At 49.0% G+C, this 15,103-nt stretch carries 17 protein-coding genes; 14 read left to right on the forward strand and 3 right to left on the reverse strand.

Features of this window, described 5'->3' with window-relative positions; translation table 11 throughout:
* The first annotated feature begins 588 nt into the window (after window positions 1-588).
* The 8 genes from ACCW76_RS18400 to ACCW76_RS18435 are packed head-to-tail and all read left to right on the forward strand — an operon-like array spanning window position 589 to window position 7,229.
* Complete coding sequence (locus ACCW76_RS18400) at window positions 589-1,584, forward strand: hypothetical protein (protein ID WP_436339640.1); 996 nt, start codon at window positions 589-591, stop codon at window positions 1,582-1,584.
* Window positions 1,581-2,696, forward strand: a complete 1,116-nt coding sequence (locus tag ACCW76_RS18405; protein ID WP_436339641.1) for a phage late control D family protein — start codon at window positions 1,581-1,583, stop codon at window positions 2,694-2,696. The genes ACCW76_RS18400 and ACCW76_RS18405 overlap by 4 nt, the downstream gene beginning before the upstream one ends.
* Window positions 2,693-3,298 (forward strand): baseplate assembly protein, encoded by a 606-nt coding sequence (locus tag ACCW76_RS18410; RefSeq protein WP_436339643.1) that lies wholly within the window; start codon window positions 2,693-2,695, stop codon window positions 3,296-3,298. The genes ACCW76_RS18405 and ACCW76_RS18410 overlap by 4 nt, the downstream gene beginning before the upstream one ends.
* A gap of 9 nt (window positions 3,299-3,307) precedes the next feature.
* Window positions 3,308-3,673 (forward strand): phage tail protein, encoded by a 366-nt coding sequence (locus ACCW76_RS18415; protein WP_436339645.1) that lies wholly within the window; start codon window positions 3,308-3,310, stop codon window positions 3,671-3,673.
* 3 nt (window positions 3,674-3,676) lie between these two features.
* Window positions 3,677-4,804 carry a baseplate J/gp47 family protein gene (locus tag ACCW76_RS18420; protein WP_436339646.1) on the forward strand — a complete coding sequence of 376 codons (1,128 nt, stop codon included), beginning with the start codon at window positions 3,677-3,679 and terminating at the stop codon, window positions 4,802-4,804.
* Entirely contained in the window at window positions 4,805-5,467 is a 663-nt protein-coding gene (locus ACCW76_RS18425; RefSeq protein ID WP_436339647.1) for a hypothetical protein, read from the forward strand. It begins immediately after the preceding gene.
* Between the two features lie 25 nt (window positions 5,468-5,492).
* Window positions 5,493-6,893, forward strand: a complete 1,401-nt coding sequence (locus tag ACCW76_RS18430) for a hypothetical protein (protein ID WP_436339648.1) — start codon at window positions 5,493-5,495, stop codon at window positions 6,891-6,893.
* Window positions 6,894-7,229 (forward strand): hypothetical protein, encoded by a 336-nt coding sequence (locus ACCW76_RS18435; RefSeq protein ID WP_436339649.1) that lies wholly within the window; start codon window positions 6,894-6,896, stop codon window positions 7,227-7,229. It begins immediately after the preceding gene.
* A gap of 184 nt (window positions 7,230-7,413) precedes the next feature.
* Here ACCW76_RS18435 and ACCW76_RS18440 read toward each other — a convergent pair whose 3' ends face one another.
* Window positions 7,414-8,016: an Ail/Lom family outer membrane beta-barrel protein gene (locus tag ACCW76_RS18440; RefSeq protein WP_436339651.1), complete on the reverse strand. Its 603-nt coding sequence runs from the start codon at window positions 8,014-8,016 to the stop codon at window positions 7,414-7,416.
* An 835-nt stretch (window positions 8,017-8,851) separates the two neighbouring features.
* Between ACCW76_RS18440 and ACCW76_RS18445 the strand changes: the two genes are divergently transcribed.
* The 5 genes from ACCW76_RS18445 to ACCW76_RS18465 all read left to right on the forward strand — a co-directional run bounded on the left by ACCW76_RS18445 (window position 8,852) and on the right by ACCW76_RS18465 (window position 12,667).
* Window positions 8,852-9,085, forward strand: a complete 234-nt coding sequence (locus ACCW76_RS18445) for a hypothetical protein (RefSeq protein WP_039332852.1) — start codon at window positions 8,852-8,854, stop codon at window positions 9,083-9,085.
* 1,235 nt (window positions 9,086-10,320) lie between these two features.
* Window positions 10,321-10,743 carry a translesion error-prone DNA polymerase V autoproteolytic subunit gene (umuD, locus tag ACCW76_RS18450; protein ID WP_436339652.1) on the forward strand — a complete coding sequence of 141 codons (423 nt, stop codon included), beginning with the start codon at window positions 10,321-10,323 and terminating at the stop codon, window positions 10,741-10,743.
* Window positions 10,743-12,005, forward strand: a complete 1,263-nt coding sequence (gene umuC, locus ACCW76_RS18455) for a translesion error-prone DNA polymerase V subunit UmuC (protein ID WP_436339654.1) — start codon at window positions 10,743-10,745, stop codon at window positions 12,003-12,005. Before umuD ends, umuC begins: the two co-directional genes overlap by 1 nt.
* Before the next feature lie 80 nt (window positions 12,006-12,085).
* Complete coding sequence (locus ACCW76_RS18460; protein ID WP_436339656.1) at window positions 12,086-12,301, forward strand: hypothetical protein; 216 nt, start codon at window positions 12,086-12,088, stop codon at window positions 12,299-12,301.
* 159 nt (window positions 12,302-12,460) lie between these two features.
* Complete coding sequence (locus ACCW76_RS18465; RefSeq protein WP_436339657.1) at window positions 12,461-12,667, forward strand: hypothetical protein; 207 nt, start codon at window positions 12,461-12,463, stop codon at window positions 12,665-12,667.
* A gap of 55 nt (window positions 12,668-12,722) precedes the next feature.
* Here the strand turns inward: ACCW76_RS18465 and ACCW76_RS18470 are convergent, their stop codons facing one another.
* Together ACCW76_RS18470 and ACCW76_RS18475 are read right to left on the reverse strand one after the other, a co-directional pair.
* Window positions 12,723-13,115: a YgiW/YdeI family stress tolerance OB fold protein gene (locus ACCW76_RS18470; protein WP_436339658.1), complete on the reverse strand. Its 393-nt coding sequence runs from the start codon at window positions 13,113-13,115 to the stop codon at window positions 12,723-12,725.
* Window positions 13,116-13,927: 812 nt separating this feature from the next.
* Window positions 13,928-14,230: a hypothetical protein gene (locus ACCW76_RS18475; protein WP_436339660.1), complete on the reverse strand. Its 303-nt coding sequence runs from the start codon at window positions 14,228-14,230 to the stop codon at window positions 13,928-13,930.
* A gap of 659 nt (window positions 14,231-14,889) precedes the next feature.
* On the opposite strand from ACCW76_RS18475, the gene ACCW76_RS18480 reads away from it, so the two are divergent.
* Window positions 14,890-15,090, forward strand: a complete 201-nt coding sequence (locus tag ACCW76_RS18480) for a DUF2767 family protein (RefSeq protein ID WP_034821329.1) — start codon at window positions 14,890-14,892, stop codon at window positions 15,088-15,090.
* Window positions 15,091-15,103: the final 13 nt, after the last annotated feature.

Below are 15,103 nucleotides of genomic sequence, written 5' to 3' on the forward strand. Positions count from 1 at the left end.
TTTTAGCCAGGCATAACGTCTTTTCCACATGAAAAGCAGGCTAATTATTTGAATCAGATCAAAGAAAATGACGAAGTTTGGGTTAAGTGGGGTATGCGCTGACAAGGCAGATCAAAAAGAGAGGGTAGAGAAAAAATAAAGCCCGGGAGTGGTGGCAACCGGGCTGGCACAATCCTGTGCCAAAGATTTCCAAAGAGCGTACTTCCATCACGAGGAGCAACAGAGTCCAGTAAACAGTAGTCGATGGATTGAATAATTCATGCGAAGCGGTAGATAAGACATAACATTATCAGTTGCAGAGACTTGAAAATAAAAGCCCGGAACCTGCGCGGAAGCCGGGCGGCAATAAAAACAGATTCTGTATTGCCAGGAAATATGACGGATATCCCATGGAAGAGAGCGGGACTAAAACAGATTAGCCTGGCCTCAATGCATTGCAAACTTATCCTAAATTTTTGGCATGCTTATTCAGAGAAACCAGTCAGGGATGGCTTTGTCGGCTATCTTTCCCTTTTAAATCGTTCTTAATGGATCGGATAAAGAAAGCCAGCGATTAATCATTTCATAAGTCTCAAGGTGCAAAGTCTCATGTCATTTCTGCATTCCCTGACGCAGTTCGCACAAGGCATCGATCCGACCGTCACCCGAATGATGCTGGGTGAATTTGAGTTCATAGAATTCGAAGTCCCCGAACGCATGGTCATCGCCGGCAGACAGAAGACGGTACAGCATCTGCTCATCGGCGGCAGGCGGATTATTGATGTACTGGGTACTGAATACGAACCGCTGACCTGGTCAGGGATTTTCACCGGATCGCAGGCAGGTGAACGCGTCAGAATGCTTGAGCGGATGCGGGATGCCGGGCATCCAGTGGTGCTTACGCTGGATGACTATCGCTTTACCGTGGTCATCACCGCCTTCAGACCTGTCTATGAATTTGTCTGGCGGCGGCCCTACACCATTGAGGTGGCCGTGGTCAGCAATGAAGGTTCCCCGGATAAAGTGGATGCGCTGACCGGTGCTTTGCAGGGGCTGATTGACAGTGACCTCGGACGTGCGCTGGGTCTGGCCAACATAATCAATATCGATGCGGTAACACAGACAGTGAAAGACCTGCATCAGGCTGTTAAGCAAGTCACCGACTTTGCCCATGCCACGGTCGTGCAGATTCAGGCTGTGGTGAGGCCACTGATAGCGGCCCGAAACATTATCCATCATGAGTTGGCCCTGCTGGAATCTGCGGCATACGAAATCACGTCACTGGGTGGCCTGTTACCGGGCAACCCGATATCAAAGACTGTGAGTAATCTGCTCAGGCAGTCAGACCACACCACACGTATCCCGGCGCTATATCAGCTGCAGGATGTCTTGGGTCGCCTTAATAAAAACATCACAACGGGGCAGTCTGCGAATGGCGTCAGGGCGGTAACACTGTCGGGTGGCAACCTGTATCAGATCTCATCAGAACAGTATGGCGATGCTTCGCTGTGGACCAGTATTGCTGATGCCAATGACTTAGCCGATCCGCAATTAAGCGGTATTCATACCCTGAAAATCCCCACCAGCCCGACGAAACAGCTATGAACGTCAATAACCCCAGTATTGAATCCAGCGCCCGCCATATCAGCGGGCGTTGTCTTTTAAACGGTATTGAAGTTCCCTTTGTCTCATTTTCGGTTGAGGACAATGCGTTTCGCGGGGCGTCAACGTTTGATCTGACACTGGCCATCTCAGCACTACCAGCTTCTATGCAGATGCTCAACTGGTGGGCGATACAGACGACTATCCGGGTAGAGCTGTTCATCTCGATCATCACGCAGGCCGGTACTGACGAGAAAAGGCACATCACAGGCAACATTGATACCTGGCATTACCAGCCAGCGCGATTTGAGATAACGGCTGAAGGCCGGGATTTCACCGCGCAGCTCATTGATGCGAAAACCACCGGGGAGAGTTTCAAAAACCACACCAGCTCGCAGATAGCGACTTTGCTGGCGCAGCGTCACGGACTCAAACCGCACGTCACAGCGACAACACAGCGCATCGGGGAGTTTTATCAGATTGATAATGCGCACCTGACAGGCGAGCAGACCGAGTGGGATTTACTCAGCACTTTAGCGGGCATCGAGAATTTCTCGGTGTATGTGAAAGATGACTGCCTTTATTTTCACCCTCAATCAGATCCGCTGACTAAAGAGCATTACGTGATCCGCTGGCAGCGTACGGGGACCATGGCCTTTCCTCAGTGCAATCTATCCGACGACCTGTCTTTTTCGCGTGCGCTGACGATTTCCAGAGGTGTCACTGTTGAGGTGCTGAGCTGGAATACGAAGCGTAAGAACAGACAGTTTGTTGTGACTTACCCGGAATCATCAAAGGCCACTTCACCCGGACAGGCAAAAGCGAAGACGCGGGTTTATCGCGTGATTCGAAATGGCCTGTCACCCGAGGCGGCAACCGCACTGGCGCAGTCAATTTACCGCCAGATTGTCCAGCATGAGCTGTCATTTAGTGGTTCCACCGCGGGTGACAACTTGCTGACACCACAGACACTCGTTCGTATTGAGGGCACGCAAAGCCCGTTCGATCAGTCATACTGGTGTGATCGCGTGCGTCGGACGCTCAGCTGGGACAATGGCTACACCATGCATCTGTCCGGGAAGAATCACAGTCCGGCGCTGGAGGTGCGGCAATGAGAGTCTTACTGAATGTCATGGCGGCAACGGCAAGGCAGGCCACCATGGGAGATAACGGTACCCGGCAGGGCATCATCACCGCATATGATCCGGATGCCTATGCGGTGAAAGTGCAGTTGCAACCAACAGGTGAGGAAACGGGCTGGATCCCCCTCAGCTCACCCTGGGTCGGCAACGGCTGGGGCATGGCCGCGGGACCTATGATTGGTGCAGTTGCGGAAATCGAGTTTGATTCTGCCCTGCCGGGCGCAGGCATGGCGTCAGGGCAGTTCTACAATGATGAAGACCTCTGTCCGGGGCCACCTTCAGGCGAATTCTGGCTGGTGCATCAGAGCGGCTCTTTGCTGAAGTTCCTGAACAGTGGCGAAGTCCTGTTAAGCGCAAAAGACAAACTCATCTATGAGGCACCGGTGCATCACTTCACTGGCGGTGACGTGCTGATGGACGGAAATCTTAAGGTCGCTAAAGACATCCGTGACAACAATGGACGCTATGGCACGGTGCACCGGATCCGCACCGTTTATAGCGGTCACACACACTTCGAAAATGGCCGGGGGCAATTTACTCAGCTCCCTGAACAACAACTCTCATCCTCAAAGTAACGGTAATCCATGTTCGATCTGTATCACATGATGGGCGGAGACCTTGATGTCTCGCCTGCGGGCGACCTGCGCCCGGTAAATGACCGGGAGCGGGGCAGACAGCGCATTTTGCGTCGTCTCCTTACCAATCCCGGTGACTATCTGTTTCACCCTGACTATGGCGCCGGGCTGGGAAAAAAGGTGGGTGAAAACATTCACCCCGGGGAATGGCGTGCGCTGATAGTCGGGCAGATGTTGCTTGAGGAGGCCGTATCGTCCAGTCCGCCACCGCAGGTCCGTCTGTCCCTGATCGAAGACGGTGTCAGTGTCTCTGTGTCATACACCGATGCGCTGACGGACACACCCGAAACACTCCGTTTTGACGTAACGAGGTAATAAGTGGCCACACTCAACATCAAATCCTTTTCTGAGTTGGTCAGCGACCAGGCCACGGCTATTCAGGCCAGGACGCTGAAACTGATGGACTTCTCCATCGGCAGCATTCTCCGGTCGCTGGCTGAATCGAATGCTGGCGTGGCCATGTGGATACAGCAACTGATTGTGAAACTGCTGGTGACTACCCGTGCGGCAACCTGTTCAGGGGAAGACCTGGACAGCTGGATGGGAGATTTTGGATTTCTGCGCCTTTCAGCGGTGCAGGCAACCGGTTTGGTAGTCTTCAGCCGGTTTACGGCTACGAATCAGGCACTGATACCTGCTGGATTAATGGTATCCACGACTGACGGAAGCCAGACGTATTCGGTGATGACTGACACCGACCACGGTGCATGGGATTCAGTACAGTCTGGCTTCGTTATGTCCGCAGGCACCAGTTCACTGGTTGTGCCAGTCCGGGCAAACGCTGCTGGTGCAGCCGGTAATGCACAGAAAGGCATGATTTGCGTGATTACCGGTTCAGTGTCGTATGTGGATACAGTGACTAACACCGCCATATTAACGAATGGCAAAGACGCGGAGTCTGATGACGATTATCGTGCCCGCTTCGTCCTGTGGATTGCATCACTGTCGAAAGCCACAAAAGCGGCCATTGGGTATGCAATCGCCAGTCTGCAGCAAGGCGTGACATACACATTGACCGAAATTCAAAGCTATGACGATGAGGTGAAACCCGGATATTTTTATGCGGTTGTCGATGACGGTAGCGGTCGACCGACACGCGACTTCCTTGACCGGGCATACATGGCCATCGATGCGGTTCGGGGTTTTACAGTCGTGTTTGGGGTATTCCCTCCTGTCATTGTGATGGCTGATGTCGCACTGATTATTACAACCAACTCTCAGTTGAATCATGCCAGCGTTGTTGCGCTGGTCCGCGAGGCTATCGAGCGTTTCCTCTCACGGCAGGCTCTGGGGCAGCTACTGGCCTATACGCAACTCGTCAGGGTGGCATACGCCGCCAGCCCACTTGTTACTAACGTGTCATCACTCACGCTGAATGCCGGCACGGCAGATCTGCCGGCATCAGCGAAAGAGGTGATACGTCCTGGCAGTATTACGGTGAGCTGAATGGCAAAGGGTGACCAGAACGACTTTTATGCACGACTCCGGGCGCTGCTGCCCACTGGCTGGTTTGATGACAACAGCCCGCTACTCAATAGTGTGCTGGTGGCTGCGGCCCGCACACTGGCATGGTGTTACACGCTGTATCGCTATGCGAGAAATCAGACACGCATCTCTACCGCCACTGATGGCTGGCTGGACATGGCGGCTCACGATTTCTTCGGTGATTCACTGCAACGTCCGCCGGGTATGACAGATGACGCTTTTCGCAAACAGACACTGAATCATCTTTTCAGAGAATGCGGCACGCGCCAGGCGATCATCAGCGCGCTGAAAGAGATGACAGGTAACACGCCTGTCTTGTTTGAGCCGCAACGTCCTGAAGATACCGGTTCTTATGGCGGACCTGCGCTGGGTTACGGCGTTGCCGGGGGATACGGCTCTGTGAAGATGCCTTATCAGGCATTCGTCGTAGTCCGCCGTCCTCAGGTCTCGTCTCTCCCTCATATTGCGGGTTATCACACGACACCATCAGGCTACGGAACGCCATCGCGCGGACAATACGTTTCACTGAACATGTTCCGGGGAGAAATGAGCGATGCACAGCTATACGCTGCAGTGGCTGAGGTGAAGCTGGAAGGCACCATCGTGTGGGTCAGACTGCAGTAAGACCTCAATTTAAATGATCATCTTTTTGGCCACCCTCAAGGTGGCCATTTTCATGGGAAAAAATATGGATCGTCAGATTGTCTATCCAGGGCAGATTCCGCTAGAAACGGACCTGCTGAATACCAACAAGTTTGCCATGACCGGCCTTGCGAAACTGGCCGCTGCGATTCTTGGGCAAAATACCTGTCTCTTCGGTCTTTCCTGTACACCCAGCATGCCTGCATCAATGATGATCAAAGTAGGAGAGGGCCAGATCTATTCTCTACAGAGTATTGATGGCGCTGCATACTCCTCACTTCCAGCAGACACAACGAACAGCATCGTCAAGCAGGGGCTGCTCATGGCCCCGATGACATTTACGCTAAAGGCACCTGTCACTGCGGGTCAGAGTATCAATTACCTGATTCAGGTTGCTTACAGTGATGTGGATTCGGGCCCGACCATCCTGCCTTATTACAACGCAGCTAACCCGGCGATCGCCTACAGCGGCCCCGATAATGCAGGCATTGCACAAAGCACCATACGTTCGGGTGTCTGTCACGTAGCGGTAAAAGCTGGCATTGTGGCAGCCAGGGGGGCACAGATGACGCCACCCCCCGATGCCGGCTACATATCCGCGTGGGTGATCACGGTTAATTATGGCGATCGCGTAATAGATGCGGAAGCTATTCGACACGCTGACGGTGCACCATTCCTGCCAGCTGACGGCATCATCAGTGCGATTCAACAGGGCACACTGACTTACGCGGAAGATGCCGGTTCTGCAAACCACTATCAGGTTTCATTTCAGCCAGCCTTAAGCCATCTCAGTGACGGTATGCGACTGCACTTTCGTGCAAAGAGCACCAATACCGGTCCGTCGTTTCTGACGGTCAATAATCTGCCAGAAAGCCGTATTCTGTCAGCCGGCATTGAAGAACTGACTGCAGGGCAGATTTGTCAGGGGTACACCTCCGAAGTGGAATGGAACAGTACCCACGGAGTATGGATGTTATGCTCAGCCACCAGCGGCTACAGCAAACGCGAATCCGATGATCGTTATTATTTTAAAGAAGGTGGTGAAATCTCAGGGGATGTTGATATAGCGGGCAGCCTTAAAGTCGAAAAGACACTTCATGTAGGTAGTGCTGAAATGTCGGGGGCAGGTGACATTCAGGGAGAAAAATGGAAAACAACGGAAAAGGGAATGCAGGGCTGGTTATCTGACTGGTTGCAAAATGAATTGAATAAGATACGAAAAGAAACCTCCACGACTTATATCAAAGGTGTGCGACTGGGAGCCGTGACTGAAAGCAAAACTCAGGATTTCCGGTGTCCAGCAGGTCATGTAATAACAGGGGTCAATACCCAACATTCTCATTACTACCGCCATGCCCCCATACAGGTATTGATCAATAATCAGTGGTTCACAATTAAAGGTTTATAAATGGTCGAGTTTAATAATTTCCAGTCTGGAAAACCAAAGCTTGAATACGCTGTCCTTTTATGGGAAAGACATGGGGTAGGGTACATATTTGATGAGAAAGGAAAAGACTGGTACGCTTGCCAGGCTTCTTTTTCTAATCATACCCTGAAAGTTGCTTTTGACAAAGATGGTATTATTCGGAGCATATCCAGAGATGTTTCAGCACTATGGCCTGTAGGTCTGAGCGTAGGTGAGGTGTCAGAGGGCATTGAAGAAGTGGATACTTCAGGTTGCTGGAAATACGATAAAGGTATGGCTTTTAAGATTTCTGATAATGAAACAGATAACGATAAATAAAATGACAATCCACTAATGTTTTTATGAAAACAGCCAGTGTGAAAAACAACATCATTCCAAATGTTTTACTTCGACTATCATTAGATGGGATGTGGTAGCCTGTATTATTTCATGGCATTGTGTGGTTCAAGTAAAAGAAAAGTTTGAAAGCATGGCTCACATACGGTGAGCCATGGTCATTTAATTAGAAGCGATAACCTACACCTGCAACCAATGCATTCAGATTGTGGTCTTTTCCGGCAATACTGATTTTTGAACCTTCATAACCAGCATTGAACACAAGATTACTTGTTACGTCTGCGGTAATGCCGGCGCTATAAGCAAATCTATTCGGTCTGTTTTTAGCCGATGCAGGCACATTTTTCACGTCCAGATGAGTATGGGACACACCCGCCAGTGCATAGACACTTAAAATATGACTGAGTCTGACGGTCGGTCCAGCCATTAATGAATAGTACTCAATCTGGCTTTTATGAGACTTACTTGTATCTTTTTTTGATTTTTTATACTTGGGTTTTGGCTTTACCCATTCATCTCTCATCGCTGTGGTGGAGACCATAAAACCGACAGGAAAAGCTGTTTCGAACTGAAATTTTGCATTGGCACCTTTGAGATCGCCAAAGCCAGGCAGTTTTGCCTGCTCGTAACCTAACGAAATAGACGGTCTAAGATTGCTGTCCATTTTATGAACATGAGCCATAGCCTGAGAGGACAATAGGCCTCCCGCGATAACAGACAGCAACGTCTTAATTAATTTCATGTTATCTCCCATTTGAGTTTTTTTCATGCCTCCAGTCTGGAAGGCGAGGGGATAATAGCTGCTGGTATTTTCATAAAAATGAGTATCTGTTTATTTTTGTATAAACTTCAGTAAACCGAATTTAAATGCGATGTGTTGTAAAGGTAATTGCAATGGTTTTTTATGAGAGTACGTTATTAGCTGTGATATTGTTTTTTTTTGCACCTCTGAAATTATCAAGTGTTTTTCCTTTTCTCGGGCGTGACGACGATCAAAAATGATGCATATAAAATACTGCTTGAGTTTTCATCAAAAAGCACGAGATGATGTCTGAATATATTAGGATTTGAGTAACCTTCATCTTTTAAATGGATGTTCGCGAACGATTTTTAAATTTTCAGGATTGTTGATTCATGGCCAATGATAATGTTCACCTTTGCCTGGGAATTCACCTTTCATCTAATCTCATGCACCATGTAATAAAAAACCCGGCGCGGAGGCCGGGTACCTTTCAGGACTGTGGCTGACCAACAGGCCCCTGCCCCTGAGGGCCACCCGGCACGGACTGTTGACTCGGAGCATGAGGACGGCCGTCAGGACCAACAGCCGGTTCCGAGTGCTGACAACCTGCCAGTGTCATCAGACTGGCGACAATAAATATCCCACCTAAAAAGCTCTTCATAAAATTCCTTTCAAAAGATTAGGCAACCCAGTGTTGCACATTAATCCTGGTCACGTCTGACCGCTTATGAAAGCGAGACGGTAAAACTAAATCCCTTTTGCTACCAATGTGTTCGTGAGTTTCTTAATGAATCATGTTGATATGAGCGGTCAAGTGTCGATACTGTATATAAATACAGCTAAGGCAAATTAAGTGACTACCATGCCCCGTGATTATGAGATTCTGATTGCCTTCAGGCAGGCGATAAAACGTGATGCCGTTGGCCGCTATACCATCAGCACCACTGACTTTGTGAAGGAACTTGAACGCCTGAACTGGCACTACACACTACGTGCCGCTAACAAGTGGATCGAGATGCACACAACGACCTTCAGGGACATCTCACCGGAGGAGGGTGAAGAAAGGGTCTTTCAGGTGTTCAATCCCAACGGTTGAGTAGAAGGCATTTAGTGAAACGGGGAAGTTCAACTTAACTTCGGTGAGGTTGAAAAAAAACACATGAACCGGCCTTGAGTCCAGTTCATGTGGAGAGTGCTGACAATCCGATATTTATTTTTATTTGCCCGCCCTGCTGATCAGTGTCACCAAGGCGTGGGTCCCCAATGGGTCTGGACCAGAAACACAATCACCAGAACCAAGACAGTGGTGACTGCAGGTATGATCAGGTATCGCATATTCAGTCTCCTGCATGTCTGATAACAAGCATTTGAATCAATGGCAACCCGCGTGCATTCTTCACTGAATTGTTTACATGGCCAGAGTGCTGATCGACCGCGGGTTTAGGATTTCAGAACCAATTCAGATACTCAGATAGACCAATAACCAAAACGACAACTGCAACAATGTTTAGTACAACGACAAATCTTGGTGAAACATCCATAAGTCACCTTTATTCAGAGCGTGCTGTTATGGTGCAGAAGGGTTAGCAAACAGAGACTTACCACCACGCTGGTGGAATAAAGCCAGTTGTCAGATCGGCTAACTGAGTGACGTTGTCACAAACACTTGCAGTGATAGGGGTGCAGTCATCATCACTTCACTAACTCAGCGCTTCGCATTACAGGTCCTGTCACTAACACCCGATCATTTCGCTCATAAAGCATAGTGCAGGTCTGTATCAACCAAAAGCGGAGCCGTGGATGGGTATAGATTAGCTTTGCCTTTCACATAACGGCATTCGGGTTTAACGACTCGAATAGCCTGATATCGGACGATCAACAGTTAAAAAAAGCCCGCACAAGGCGGGCAGAAGCAGTGGCTTAGGAATGTCTCTCTCGCATGAAACGCATCCTGTGTGCTGTGCTGCCAGTCATGACTGGCCCACATACCTTAGACTAATTCTGATTGAGTGGAAGGATGTGTTACATAAACCTGTTTAATTCCATAAATTTCCAATAAGTCATTTAAATGGTTGGATATCAGTGCAATTTTAAGGCGTTTAACCGAAGCGGCTGTGATTGAACTGGAATTTTATCGGGGAGAAAATTTCATCAGGTTCGCGCGCAATTTCGCTTAACGGACCTCCGGTCAGCCATACTTACCTTCCTGCACTTCCCGGTTAAATTACCTTTCTTACCAACGCTTTCTCAAAAAGACGCATCGGACGACTTGATCGATCGTGCTGTTTGCAATTACTGTTTATATATACAGTAATTATCGAGATCATCATTATGGAGTTTTTCAGACCTGCGGAAATCCGCGCCGTGCTAGAGCTGCCGCTTTTCATTGCCCGCGTGCCCTGTGGCTTCCCGTCGCCGGCACAGGACTACGTTGAACAGCGCCTTGACCTGAATAATCTTCTTGTAAGTCACCCAAGCTCGACCTATTTCATCAGAGTCAGCGGTGACTCCATGACTGAGGGCGGTATCAACGACGGCGATATGCTGGTGGTCGACAGTTCCGTCAAAGCGGAACACGGTGACATCATCGTTGCGGCCATTGCGGGTGAGTTCACCGTCAAACAGCTCATGCTGAAACCGTTCCTGCACCTCAAACCAATGAATGCGGCACATTCAGTCATACCGATACCGGATCCGGACCAGTTTGAAATCTTCGGTGTGGTGAAGCACTCCATTAAGACGATGGGCCGGTAATGTTTGCCCTGGTGGATGTGAACTCGTTTTACGCGAGTTGTGAAACGGTATTCAGGCCTGACCTGCGCGGCAAACCTGTCGTTGTGCTCAGCAACAACGATGGTTGTGTCATAGCAAGGTCGGCAGAAGCCAAGGCCATCAATGTCCCAATGGGGGCGCCGTACTTCAAACTTAAAGATGAATTCCGCCGACACAAGGTACAAGTGTTCAGCTCGAACTATGCACTTTATGCCGACATGAGCAACCGGGTCATGACCACGCTGGAGGACATGGCGCCGGCGGTAGAAATTTACTCGATCGATGAAGCCTTCATGAATCTTACTGGCGTGCGTAACTGCCGCGTGCTGGAGGATTACGGTCGGGAGATTCGTGCCCGGGTTAAACAGGAGACACATCTGACCGTCGGGGTCGGCATTGCGCCCACCAAGACGCTGGCCAAGCTCGCCAACCACGCCGCAAAAAAATGGACAAAGACAGGCGGTGTGCTGGACCTGTCGAGCCTGGAACGTCAACGCAAACTGATGGCGCTGGTGGCGGTTGAGGATGTCTGGGGAGTAGGGCGGCGCATCAGCAAAAAGCTGAATGCAATGGGCATCATTACGGCGAAAGACCTCTCAGAGCAGAGTACTTACATCATCCGTAAGCACTTCAATGTTGTGCTGGAGCGCACCGTCCGGGAGCTGCGTGGTGAACCCTGCCTCGGGCTGGAGGAATTTGCCCCAACCAAACAGCAGATTGTGTGCTCGCGTTCGTTTGGATCCCGTATCACCGAATACCAGGACATGCGTCAGGCGGTTTGCGCGTACGCCGAGCGCGCGGCTGAAAAGCTGAGAAGCGAACGGCAATACTGCAGGCAGATCGCAGTGTTTGTCCGGACAAGCCCCCATGCGGTAGGCGAGACGTTTTACGGCAACCAAGCGATGGGAAACCTGATGACGCCCTCCAGTGACACCAGAGATATTGTTCGCGTGGCCATGGAGTCACTGGATCGTATCTGGCTGGATGGATGTCGTTTCATGAAGGCAGGGGTCATGCTGGGAGATTTTTACAGTCAGGGTGCTTCCCAGCTCAATCTCTTCGATGAGTTCAAACCACAGGCTAACAGTGAAGCGCTGATGCGCGTTGTTGACGGCCTTAATCAGAGCGGAAAGGGGAAATTATGGTTTGCGGGACAAGGGGTAAACAAGACCTGGGCAATGAAGCGGGAAATGCTGTCGCCGGCTTACACTACCCGGTTTTCGGACCTGCCCGTCGCGAGGTAACGTTTTTACTCAGCCCTCTGCAGCAACTGTTGCCAGTTACTGATACATGCTATCTGGTTGAGTTGAAAGGGCGTAGCTGCATGATTGACGAGCTGAAAACACCTGTAAATGACAGCACTGTTTTGATTAATGTGTCAGGCGTTCGTGAGTGGGGCGTGCTCTACTCATATCCGCTAAGAATAGTGACTGAAGACGACCTGTTGTTCATGGATGATTTGCTTGATGATGTCATGATCGTTGGAGTCGTGACTCATGAAGTTCTGACTATGAGCGCTACAGATGGATGCCCTTTCTGACGTTATCCGCGAGCAAAAAAAGGCCCGCACTGGCGGGCAAAATTCGTTACATGGGATAATCTCCATATAAGTTATGACGTTAGGTAATCTTGAAAGTTCGGATTTTCGTTCTATTTTTATTTTTAAATCAAACTGACGCTCACCACGGGCGGGAAAGCGATGAGAGAACACAGAGCAGGAATGATTGGATGTGCCATCGGAACGGCTGTAATTGAACTGACAGCGAGAGGCGTGGCAATAAACAAGGAAAATATACTCTATGAGCTTGAGAGGATTGCGGCTTCGTCAAATGACATACAGGTCAAGGCTTTTGCATTAGACGCGGCAAAGCTGTTAAGAAAGGGCGAGGAGCTGATACCTGATTAATTTCCTAGGGGATTACCCCCGCCATTGTAACCGGCAGAGGTAAAATTGTAGCGGTTCAGGGTTCGTCGATTCGTGAAACCTTCAGGTGTGCGCTTTCTCCTTTGCCGAACACTTTACCGCTGACACGCACCTTGTCTTCTGCACTGTAAGTTTTCCCTTTGAAGGTGGAAGCTGGCGCATCAATGCTGACTGTCCCTGAGCTGTCGCGGAACTGGTATGTATCACCACTTACTTTTTTGACGATATAGCCCTCCAGTGTGGCATAGCCACCTTGTCTGAAGTCTTTAATAAGCTTAACGGGCGTTTCTGCGGTATCTTCCGAGCCTTTATATCCAGCATCTTCCTTATGCTGAGGAGGTGGTGTTTTACCCGCTTCATATCCACCTGTTTCAGCGTAAGCCCCAAAGCTTAAAGGGAGCAAAACAGCTACCCATGCAATTTTCTTCATCTCACTCTCCGTAGCGCTTAACGAATATAAAGCCTGGCACAGAATGTGAGAATTTTTAGTTCACCCTCAATAAAAACGCATCATAAAAGCTTCTCGGCAGGGTAAATGATGAAACTGATATCCATTAAGCTTAAATAAGCCAAGCGCAAAGGTATGTACGTCTTGATATAAGGTTGTCAGAGGGGGGCTTCGAAATCTCTTCAATATCTGTGACCTGTAGCGGCCTGCGGCAATGCAGCGTAACGCTAAGGCATATCCTTATCTCATTTCAGAAAAAACGCATAAAGATTATCCTCTGATTTTTTGTTAATCCTTCTAAAATTAATCCGAATAATACAAGTGATGATGTCGTGTCTTAATGAATTAATAGCTGAGGTTGTTAATGTTGAAAAAGAATGACGCAATAAGAGATGAAACAGGAGAAGTAACAGTAATGCCGGAACTGAATTATGAATTCTGCACAGTAACCACCCCGGAACCCGACGGACGCTGTACACTTCATCGTAGCCAGTGTATTCGTTTGCCTGACAGAGAAAAACGGTTGTTTTTGGGATCATTTACGTCTGCTACACAGGCTTCTCAGTATGTCATGGCGCACCACCCCTCATGGCATCTCGCAGAATGTGTATTCTGTCTGAATTCAGGCGCTGCTTTAGATGGCTTAAACTCTCCAAACTAACCGCCAGACTTTCCTTCTTAAGATGAATGTCAGCAACTGCGGGCATTCATCAATGAACAACGAGTAGCTTACCTCTTGATGAGATGCGACCGATATTAACAGGGAGGTAACTCGCTAGGGTTTTGAAGTCCTTTCACACCGCATAGTCATTCCAGTGACTGGTACCATTCTCTTTAGTCTGCTTACTGCGTCCTTTTTTCAATTCCCTGAGCGTTGGATGATGCTTTTCGGTATCAAGCCGGTGAGATTTGGCTTCGGCATCACTGATATTTTTATCAGGCACCGCAAATATGAAGTTTTCATACCCCGCGTTAAAGGAATAATTAGCCACATAATCTGTGGTGCGAATAAATCCTGAGTTGTCATCAAAACCATTGTGATGAGCGGTAAACAGCGTACTTAACAAAGTAAATGGACTAAGAGATAAATTACACATAACTTTTCCTTAGTATGTAAAGAGGTCAGTCTGAAGGCGAACAGTGAATAACAGTTTCACTCAGTCTGGGCATTAAACGTTCGGTTGATTGTTCGGTGATGCATGGGGGGCGAAGACAAATTTTTCTCAATGCGCGGTAGTGGAAGATGCGCACAAATATTCAAGTAGACTAAAGAAAATTTGGAGGCAAAACAGGGGGCAAAACGTGGGCAAAGGGCATGAAAAAGGGGCAATGAAAGAGGTGATTAGCGTCACTAGGTGTAGGTTGGCGTTTAGCATATTGCATTGAATTTAAATGAAAATAAATCAAAATCAACTAGTTGCATTTAGTTGTGTCACTTGTTCAGGTTATATAGTTCTTTCTTTGTTACTTCTTGATTTTCTTGCATTATTTTCACGCTTGAGAATGAACGCAAGGGCCGTTGGCGGCTGAATGAAGCTTCAGCGGCAATAAACCCCTATCACATGAGTGCGTATGGTACGGATTGCGCAGGCGAATGCCAGTCTGATGTGATCTCTTTTCACGGATTCCTGCGATAAAACCGCACACGTTGCCAGAACAATCTGCCCATTTATTGATCTGGGTAAAGATTGTGCGCATCGCTGCCTGACAGGATGGATGAAGTGTTTTTTTAGTTTCTAAAGGTGAGGAGAGGCAGATGCAAACGTACGACATGGTTTTTGAAGAAGCGTGCCGGCTAGTCGGGCAATGTTATCTCGAGCTGGCGCAGCGCGGATCAGCAACAGAAAAAGAGGTGGTAGCGACGGAATTGCGCAATCTGCAACTGCGCTATCGGGAATTAACCGGCTCGCCAAATCGCGCGGTTGAAATGGCGATCATTCAGCTTCAACCCTGTTGAAATATCAAGCCCG

This window comes from Pantoea sp. C8B4 (genome assembly GCF_051336905.1).
Taxonomy (GTDB): domain Bacteria; phylum Pseudomonadota; class Gammaproteobacteria; order Enterobacterales; family Enterobacteriaceae; genus Pantoea; species Pantoea rwandensis_B.

Bases quoted from the DNA above. Each gene is read 5' to 3' on its own strand.
- ACCW76_RS18400 (WP_436339640.1), top strand. From the start codon at position 589: ATGTCATTTCTGCATTCCCTGACGCAGTTCGCACAAGGCATCGATCCG.
- ACCW76_RS18405 (WP_436339641.1), top strand. From the start codon at position 1,581: ATGAACGTCAATAACCCCAGTATTGAATCCAGCGCCCGCCATATCAGC.
- ACCW76_RS18410 (WP_436339643.1), top strand. From the start codon at position 2,693: ATGAGAGTCTTACTGAATGTCATGGCGGCAACGGCAAGGCAGGCCACC.
- ACCW76_RS18415 (WP_436339645.1), top strand. From the start codon at position 3,308: ATGTTCGATCTGTATCACATGATGGGCGGAGACCTTGATGTCTCGCCT.
- ACCW76_RS18425 (WP_436339647.1), top strand. From the start codon at position 4,805: ATGGCAAAGGGTGACCAGAACGACTTTTATGCACGACTCCGGGCGCTG.
- ACCW76_RS18435 (WP_436339649.1), top strand. From the start codon at position 6,894: ATGGTCGAGTTTAATAATTTCCAGTCTGGAAAACCAAAGCTTGAATAC.
- ACCW76_RS18440 (WP_436339651.1), bottom strand. From the start codon at position 8,016: ATGAAAAAAACTCAAATGGGAGATAACATGAAATTAATTAAGACGTTG.
- ACCW76_RS18445 (WP_039332852.1), top strand. From the start codon at position 8,852: ATGCCCCGTGATTATGAGATTCTGATTGCCTTCAGGCAGGCGATAAAA.
- umuD (WP_436339652.1), top strand. From the start codon at position 10,321: ATGGAGTTTTTCAGACCTGCGGAAATCCGCGCCGTGCTAGAGCTGCCG.
- umuC (WP_436339654.1), top strand. From the start codon at position 10,743: ATGTTTGCCCTGGTGGATGTGAACTCGTTTTACGCGAGTTGTGAAACG.
- ACCW76_RS18460 (WP_436339656.1), top strand. From the start codon at position 12,086: ATGATTGACGAGCTGAAAACACCTGTAAATGACAGCACTGTTTTGATT.
- ACCW76_RS18465 (WP_436339657.1), top strand. From the start codon at position 12,461: ATGAGAGAACACAGAGCAGGAATGATTGGATGTGCCATCGGAACGGCT.
- ACCW76_RS18470 (WP_436339658.1), bottom strand. From the start codon at position 13,115: ATGAAGAAAATTGCATGGGTAGCTGTTTTGCTCCCTTTAAGCTTTGGG.
- ACCW76_RS18475 (WP_436339660.1), bottom strand. From the start codon at position 14,230: ATGTGTAATTTATCTCTTAGTCCATTTACTTTGTTAAGTACGCTGTTT.
- ACCW76_RS18480 (WP_034821329.1), top strand. From the start codon at position 14,890: ATGCAAACGTACGACATGGTTTTTGAAGAAGCGTGCCGGCTAGTCGGG.